This is a genomic window from Actinophytocola sp., from assembly GCF_036555685.1.
Taxonomy (GTDB): domain Bacteria; phylum Actinomycetota; class Actinomycetes; order Mycobacteriales; family Pseudonocardiaceae; genus Actinophytocola.
The window spans coordinates 1-6,763 of the sequence record NZ_DATBKY010000210.1 but is presented as its reverse complement, the minus strand read 5'-3'; the positions used below and the strand labels follow the sequence as shown (position 1 = coordinate 6,763).

9 protein-coding genes are annotated in these 6,763 nt (G+C 69.8%); 3 read left to right on the top strand and 6 right to left on the bottom strand.

Annotated features, from left to right (window positions below; all coding sequences use genetic code 11):
• The 4 genes from VH969_RS19740 to VH969_RS19725 form a co-directional block, all read right to left on the bottom strand.
• A partial coding sequence (locus tag VH969_RS19740) for an NfeD family protein (RefSeq protein ID WP_414638577.1) occupies window positions 1-271 on the bottom strand: 271 nt, incomplete at its 3' end.
• A 314-nt stretch (window positions 272-585) separates the two neighbouring features.
• The gene (locus VH969_RS19735; protein WP_331976294.1) at window positions 586-1,092 is read right to left on the bottom strand and encodes a hypothetical protein; all 507 of its coding nucleotides are present in this window, start codon (window positions 1,090-1,092) and stop codon (window positions 586-588) included.
• Window positions 1,093-1,281: 189 nt separating this feature from the next.
• Window positions 1,282-1,707, bottom strand: coding sequence for an ATP-binding protein (locus VH969_RS19730; protein WP_331976292.1), 426 nt, complete (start codon window positions 1,705-1,707; stop codon window positions 1,282-1,284).
• Between the two features lie 360 nt (window positions 1,708-2,067).
• The gene (locus tag VH969_RS19725; RefSeq protein ID WP_331976290.1) at window positions 2,068-2,598 is read right to left on the bottom strand and encodes a hypothetical protein; all 531 of its coding nucleotides are present in this window, start codon (window positions 2,596-2,598) and stop codon (window positions 2,068-2,070) included.
• 123 nt (window positions 2,599-2,721) lie between these two features.
• On the opposite strand from VH969_RS19725, the gene VH969_RS19720 reads away from it, so the two are divergent.
• The 3 genes from VH969_RS19720 (at window position 2,722) to VH969_RS19710 (ending at window position 5,739) form a co-directional block, all read left to right on the top strand.
• Window positions 2,722-3,459 (top strand): response regulator, encoded by a 738-nt coding sequence (locus VH969_RS19720; RefSeq protein WP_331976288.1) that lies wholly within the window; start codon window positions 2,722-2,724, stop codon window positions 3,457-3,459.
• Window positions 3,456-4,820: a sensor histidine kinase gene (locus VH969_RS19715; protein ID WP_331976287.1), complete on the top strand. Its 1,365-nt coding sequence runs from the start codon at window positions 3,456-3,458 to the stop codon at window positions 4,818-4,820. Before VH969_RS19720 ends, VH969_RS19715 begins: the two co-directional genes overlap by 4 nt.
• A 247-nt stretch (window positions 4,821-5,067) precedes the next feature.
• Complete coding sequence (locus VH969_RS19710; protein WP_331976286.1) at window positions 5,068-5,739, top strand: haloacid dehalogenase type II; 672 nt, start codon at window positions 5,068-5,070, stop codon at window positions 5,737-5,739.
• Here the strand turns inward: VH969_RS19710 and VH969_RS19705 are convergent, their stop codons facing one another.
• Window positions 5,740-6,240, bottom strand: a complete 501-nt coding sequence (locus VH969_RS19705; protein ID WP_331976285.1) for a MarR family winged helix-turn-helix transcriptional regulator — start codon at window positions 6,238-6,240, stop codon at window positions 5,740-5,742.
• Between the two features lie 121 nt (window positions 6,241-6,361).
• Window positions 6,362-6,763: DUF4142 domain-containing protein (locus VH969_RS19700; protein WP_527249166.1), on the bottom strand; the 402-nt coding region annotated here is incomplete at its 5' end.

Below are 6,763 nucleotides of genomic sequence, written 5' to 3'. Positions count from 1 at the left end.
GGTCGGTGACCTCGCGCAGCACGTAGGCCCGCCGGCCGACCAGCGCCTCGATGCCGAACCGCTCCAGCTGCGGTTGCCGCATGTGCCGCAACGCGACCGGGCGCACCAGCACGAGCCCGGCCGTGGCGGCGACCGCGAACGCGACGAGCTGGATCACCGCGGGCGCCCCGGCGAGAGCGAGCCCGGACGGGATGAGCGCCGCGCCACCCAGCACGCCAAGTGCCGCGGTCGTGGTGAATGCCTCGGCGACACCGAGCACGACCGCAATCACCAGCCAAATCAACCACACGTCCATGTGCCGCGCTCCAGGGCTAGGGATGAAGCGCCGCGGTCAGGCAGTGACGTGAACGCGTGCCCAGACCGGGTTGAACGGCGACGAGGTGTGCTGCACGGGCCCCTCCAGTGGTCGACCAGCATCAACGACTGCCGACCAGACTTCCCGGCGCACCGTCAGCTACAGTAGCACGCCGGAACCCGCTCGCGCCCGAGAATTTCGCGGTCCACAGTAGACTCGGCGCGCGGGGCGACGAACACGACGTCGGGAGCGGCTCGAACGCGTTCGCGGTGAATGCCACCGACGTGGCGTCAGATGTCCTTCGGTCCGCGCGGAGTGAGCCGGCTGTGCAGGAACCGCGCGAGCCTGGACAGCTCCGTCGACGGCTCGCAGCTGAGTAGCACGACTCGGTGCAGCGCCTGGCGGATGTCGACCCGTTCCCCCAGGTTGTTCGCCTGCCGCGTGGTGGTGACACCGATCGTGGCGCCACGCGCGGCGACCTCGAGCATGCCGAGCACGCGCCGGGCGGGAACGAGAATCTCCACCTCGAAGCGCCTCGGCGCTTGCGCCTGGATGGTGACCTTGAGCAGCGCGTTCCTGGCGTCGACGACCGACCACCGGCAGCCGGCGGCGACGACGGCGAGCTCGTTCTCCTGGCGGTGCTGGTTGACCAGGTCGAGCAACGGAGCAGCCGCCGGGACATCGGCTCGCTGGCGGTCGCCGACGACCAGTACGAAGACCGGCCACAGCCCGGCTTCGTCGATCGTGGCAGGCGAACCGACCCCGCGTGGCCACAGCAGCACCACCTCGGTCGCCACCAGGGCAGCTGGTCGACCGCGGTTTCGCTGCCGGGTGGTCTCTTGCGTGACGTCTCGCATCGGACTCCTGTCATGGGCGCATGTCCGACACCCATTGTCGTGCCGGATCTGTGTAGTGCGGAGCCGCCGGAAGGACTTGTCAGGCAACCGCAAGCGGTGCGTGTGCCGGAGGTGTCACGGCGTGCGGCGTCAGTGGCGCCGCGCGCCCGGCCCTATCGTTTCCGATGCCACCGGGATGGGCACCTCGGCCCAGGCGATCTTGCCGTCCGGGCGGTGCTCGACGCCCCAGTCCTGGCACAGGTCGCGGACGACGAGCAACCCGCGGCCGAGCGTCCACCCGGACGTGCGCGCGGCCGCCCCGTCGTGAACCTCCACGCGCAACGCCAGCCCGGGCGGCGGAACGGACACCCGTACGGCGAACGGCGGCCCGGCGTGCCGGAACGCGTTGGTCATCAGCTCCCCGAGAACCACTGCCACGTCCCTGACAAGGCGCGGCGCCCAACCGCGCAGCGGCCGCGACAGCCACCCACGCACGTCGACGAGAAACACCGCGTCGACGTCCTGGAACCGCGCCTCGGCAAGAACACGACCTGAAGCCGACCCGTTGTCGGTCATCGGGACCACCGGTCTCGTGGCGGGGTTGCCCAGGGTGTCTCCGGGCCTGACCCGGTTCCGATGTGGACGCGAGTGCGGTCCCCGGTCATCCAGGCACCGGCAGCCAGGTCGAGCGCGACGGGATCCTTCGGCACGGTCACGACCGCGCCCGGTTGGTGGTGAGCGCCCGGCCAACGATCCGGCGCACGACGATTCCGGCGCCGTCGCGAACGTCGATCGAATTCACCACATGTGCGGCGTGGCGGAACTGTTCCTGTCGGTGCATCTGCCTCGTACTCCGGTCAAGCTGCCTCTTCGCAATCCTCTCGTCCACCGGCGCTGGTCAACCTGACGAGTGCCTGACAATCGATCCGATCGCAGTCACGCGTGACCTCCGACACCGCACAGCAGCTCGGCGAGGTCACCGAGCTCGCTCGAAGTTCGACCACCCAGCAGAACTATCTCGTCGAGGGACGCCCGGTCGTCGGTCCGGATGGTCAGCCGGCGAGCGTGCCGGCGGGACGTCACGCCGATCGTGGCGCCGGCCGCCAGGATGTCCGAGAGCCCGAGGAAGCATTGCGCCGGGACCGCGATGTCCATCGCGAAGCGGGCCGGTTCCGTCACCCGTACCGCCAGACACAGCGTCGCCCGGTCGGGATCGTCGACAGACCACCAACAACGACTGTTGGTGATCGTGTCGGTGGGCGAACGCGCCGTGTCGAGCAGGTCCAGCAGAGCGTCCTGTTCGGAATCGGTGCCGATCACGACGACGAGGACAGGCCACGGATCGGCCTCGTCGCGCGCCGCGTCGACCTCGGTCGACCCGCTCGGCCACAGCACCAACGTGCCCAACGCGTCGCTGCGCGACGGCTTCTCCGAGCCTCCGGACCCGCTGGACGTGCGATGCCTCATGCTTGGCGTCACCTCCGTGTGACGGTCGTGGTGGCGCCATCGATTGTCACCATCGCAATGGCGCCTAGCCGTCGTGAACGACATGACGAGTTCCTGACGATTCGGCACGGACGGTTTCTCGGCATGGGCACGAGGGCGGCAAAGGTGCTGTACTACGCGGAGATGACGACCACACTTCTGCTCGTCGAGGACGACACACGCATCCGCAGCGCACTCCGCCTGGCCCTCGCGGACGAGGGCTACCGCGTGACCGAGGCGGCTACGGGCGAGCAGGCGCTCGAGCTCATCGCGGACGGCACTTCGCTGCCGGACGTCGTGTTGCTGGACCTGATGCTGCCCGGCATCGACGGGCTGGAGGTGTGTTCGCGGATTCGCGAGCACGGCGATCTGCCGATCATCATGGTGACTGCCCGCACGCAGTCCCACGAGGTGATCGCGGGCCTGGAGGCGGGTGCCGACGACTACGTGACCAAACCGGTCGACGCGGGAGAGCTCGCCGCGAGGATCCGCGCGCTGCTCCGGCGTGTCCGTGGCAGCGGCGGGCAGGACCTGGCGATCGAAGTCGGTGACCTCACCGTGTTGCCCGGCGAGAGCCGGGTACTGCGTGCGGGTGCGGAAGTTCCGCTGACCAAGACGGAGTTCCGCCTACTCTACACGCTCGCGGTCGCGGACGGCGCGGTCGTGACCCGCGAGCAGCTGCTCGAACGGGTGTGGGACTACGACTACTTCGGCGACACCAGATTGCTCGACGTCCACATCAGACGACTGCGCCGCAAGGTCGAGCGGGATCCGGGCCAGCCTGAGCTGGTGGTCACGGTTCGTGGCGTTGGCTACCGAGTTGGCGGGAGCGCCAGGCCATGATGAGCCGCTTTCCGTTGCGGGCCAGGGTGATGGCGTGGTTCAGCCTCGTCTCGCTCATCGTGTCCGGCGCGCTGGCGTTTGCCACCTGGCAGCTGGCCACCGGATACATGATCGACCAGCGCGAACGCAGTGCGGTCGCCCAGGCGGCCGGCAACGCCCGGCTCGTGGAGGCCGCGCTGCGGAACGACTCCCCCGCACTGCGCGAACTGCTGACCGGTCTGGCCGCGGGCACGGAGTCGGCGGTGCTGCTCGTCGACGACGGCGACTGGATCAGCGGTGGCACCCTTGTCGATCCCCGGCGCCTGCCGAGCGCCTTCCTCGACATGGTCCAGCGTGGAGAGTTCGCCCGCCAGCGCACAGTCCTGGACGGAGTCCCCGTCCTCGCCGTCGGGCTCCCGGTCCGCGGCCAGGCGGCGACCTATGTCGAGGTGTCTCCGATGCGCGAGCTCGACCGCACCTTCCGCTTCCTGAGCTGGACGCTCGTCCTCGGCACCCTCGCCAGTGGACTGGCCGGCGCCTTGCTCGGCCGGTGGGCTGCCCAGCATGCCCTGCGGCCGCTGCGCCGCTTCACCGACACCGCCGCCAAGGCGGCCGGCGGGGATCTCGGTGCACGGCTGCCCACCACCCGCGACCCCGACCTCGAGTCGCTCGCCACCGCGTTCAACGACACCACCGAGCGCCTGCAACACCGCGTCGCACGCGACATCCGCTTCGCCGGCGACGTCAGCCACGAACTGCGCTCCCCACTGACCACCATGCTCAACGCCATGTCCGTCCTGCAACGACGCAGCGCAGATCTCCCCGCGGAGACGAGGCAGGCAATCGAGCTGCTCGCCACCGACCTGCGCCGCTTCCGCCGCATGGTCGACGACCTGCTCGAGATGTCCCGTGGCGACCAGGACACCGACCGGTCGACCTTCGAGCTCGTCGACCTGGCCGGCCTTGTGCGAGCGGTCGCGGACCAGCACGCGTGCGCATCTGCGGACACGCTGCAGCTCACCGCGCACCCCTGGGTACTCGCGGACCGGCGTCGCCTGGAACGAGCTGTCACGAACCTGCTCGACAACGCCACCCGGCACGGCCAGGGCCTGGTGCGCCTCGCCGTCCTGCACGGCGCCGATCATGCCCGCATCGAGGTCGACGACGCCGGCCCCGGCGTCGCCGCCGACGACCGGCAACACGTGTTCGAACGCTTCGCCCGCGGCTCACCCGCCGAGCGGGATCCGGCCGACGGCGGAGTCGGCCTCGGGCTGGCGCTCGTCGCCGAACACGTACGCCACCACGACGGCCGCGCCTGGGTCGAGGACCGGCCCGGCGGCGGCGCCCGCTTCGTCATCGAACTGCCGGAGGTCACGCCGTGATCCGAAAAGCCATCGCCGGGGCGGTAGTCGCCGTCCTCGGTGCATCCGGATGCGGGGTGAGCAGCCAGGCGGAACCCCAGCCGCTAGGACGTCCTGTCGAGCCGCCGTCGGTCAGCCCGACCGTGCGGTCGAGCGCCAGCCCTCCGCAAACCGTTTCGAGCACAACCGCCACCAGCCCAGTGCCGGGCTCCGAGACGCGGACCGCACCGGTGTCGACCTCTCCTGGCTCGCACGGCACGATGAGACCATGACCACGGTCATCGCGTTCGACGTCAACGAGACGCTGCTCGACCTGTCCGTACTCGACGGACCATTCGAAGAGGTGTTCGGCACCGCCGCACCTCGCCAGCAGTGGTTCGCCACCATGCTGCAGCTGTCCTTCGTGGGTGGCCTCACCGGCGACTACGTCGACTTCACGACCGCACAGCGCGCCGCACTGACCATGCTCGCCAAACGGCACGGCGTCGACCTCACGGACGCGGCCGTCAACGCCGTCGTCGGCCGGATGCGCTCGTTGCCGCCCCACCCCGAGGTCCCCGCAGCACTGGCGAAACTGGCCGAGACCCAGCTGACGGTCGTCGCTCTGACCAACTCCCCGCTCGACGTCGCGGAGGCTCAGCTGACGCACGCCGGCATCCGCGAACACTTCACTCAGGCGATCTCCGCCGACAGCGTGCGGCACCTCAAGCCCGCCAGGGAGCCCTACCTCGCCGTCGCACAAGCGTTCGACGTGCCTGCCCACGAGGTCCGCCTGGTCGCCGCGCACTCCTGGGACATCTCCGGAGCGCTCGCTGCCGGCTGCCAAGCCGCGTTCGTCACCCGACCGGGCATGGTGCTCAGCCCGATCGGACCGCAGCCGGACATCACCGGCCCCGACATCGCCGCCGTCGTCGACCGGATCATCGCCACGGACACCTGACTAGGCCCAGTCCGTCTCGTCCACCTCGTAAGGTGACGCGGCGGCAGGTGGTTCGCCGCCAGCCACGCTGAACGCGTTCAGTGCCCGCACCAGCCCACGCTGGTGGGTCGCGGGCATCCGTTCGACGATCGCGGCAATCTCCGCGCGTCGCCGGCGCGTGGCGTCGCGGACGACGCGCTTGCCTGCCGAGGTCAGGCTGATGCGCATCTCGCGGCGGGACTCCGGGTTCGGTTGACGGTCCACCAGATCGCGGTCGAGGAGCCGGTCGATGGTCCGCGTCGCGGTCGAGGGGTTCACGCCCAGCGCCTGGGCGAGGGTGGTGACCTTCTGCGCCCCCCGCGAGAACAGCACGACGAGCAGCCGGAACTGTGCGATCGAGATGGACGCGTCGACCGCCGCGATCGACCTGGCGGACACGGCGACCAACAGTCTCGACGCCGTCAGGACCGCGTCGGTCACCGCATCGACCTGGTCGTGTTGTTCCTCCACCGCGCGCGCCATGGTCGAATGTCTACCGCATCCGACGGTCAGCCCTCACGTTCGATGTCCCGGCGCGCGAGTTCGGCAGGCATCCGGTTGTAGGCGATGCGGGCCTGTTCGTCCTCGACGGCACATCGACGGATCAGTTGGTCGATCCGCGGGCGCTCAGCAGCCGAACGGCCAGCACGGTGCCGGCCGCGACCACGACGAAGGCCAGCCCACCGAGGACGATGTCGGTGGCGCTCAAGTCGTTCTCGGGGTACGCGGTGGTGCGGGTGGCCGCCTCGGCGAAGTGCCCGGTCTGGTCGTTCACGTAGCCGGTCGCCTCGAGCAGCGTCATGTGCTTCAGCACGATGCTGTTCGCCTGGGTGGCGAAGTCGAGGATCGTCTTGTTGTGGGTGCCGGCCCGCACCTCCGCGATCGTGCTGAACACCGAGCCGTGCGCGGCCCGCAACCGGGTGGCGAACGTCTTGTCGAAGTCCTCGCCGGTCTTGCCGCTGATCTCGTTCATCCAGCCCTGGTGCGACGACTTCGGCTTGTCCGG

Bases quoted from the DNA above. Each gene is read 5' to 3' on its own strand.
- VH969_RS19720 (WP_331976288.1), top strand. From the start codon at position 2,722: ATGGGCACGAGGGCGGCAAAGGTGCTGTACTACGCGGAGATGACGACC.
- VH969_RS19710 (WP_331976286.1), top strand. From the start codon at position 5,068: ATGACCACGGTCATCGCGTTCGACGTCAACGAGACGCTGCTCGACCTG.
- VH969_RS19725 (WP_331976290.1), bottom strand. From the start codon at position 2,598: ATGAGGCATCGCACGTCCAGCGGGTCCGGAGGCTCGGAGAAGCCGTCG.
- VH969_RS19705 (WP_331976285.1), bottom strand. From the start codon at position 6,240: ATGGCGCGCGCGGTGGAGGAACAACACGACCAGGTCGATGCGGTGACC.
- VH969_RS19715 (WP_331976287.1), top strand. From the start codon at position 3,456: ATGATGAGCCGCTTTCCGTTGCGGGCCAGGGTGATGGCGTGGTTCAGC.
- VH969_RS19730 (WP_331976292.1), bottom strand. From the start codon at position 1,707: ATGACCGACAACGGGTCGGCTTCAGGTCGTGTTCTTGCCGAGGCGCGG.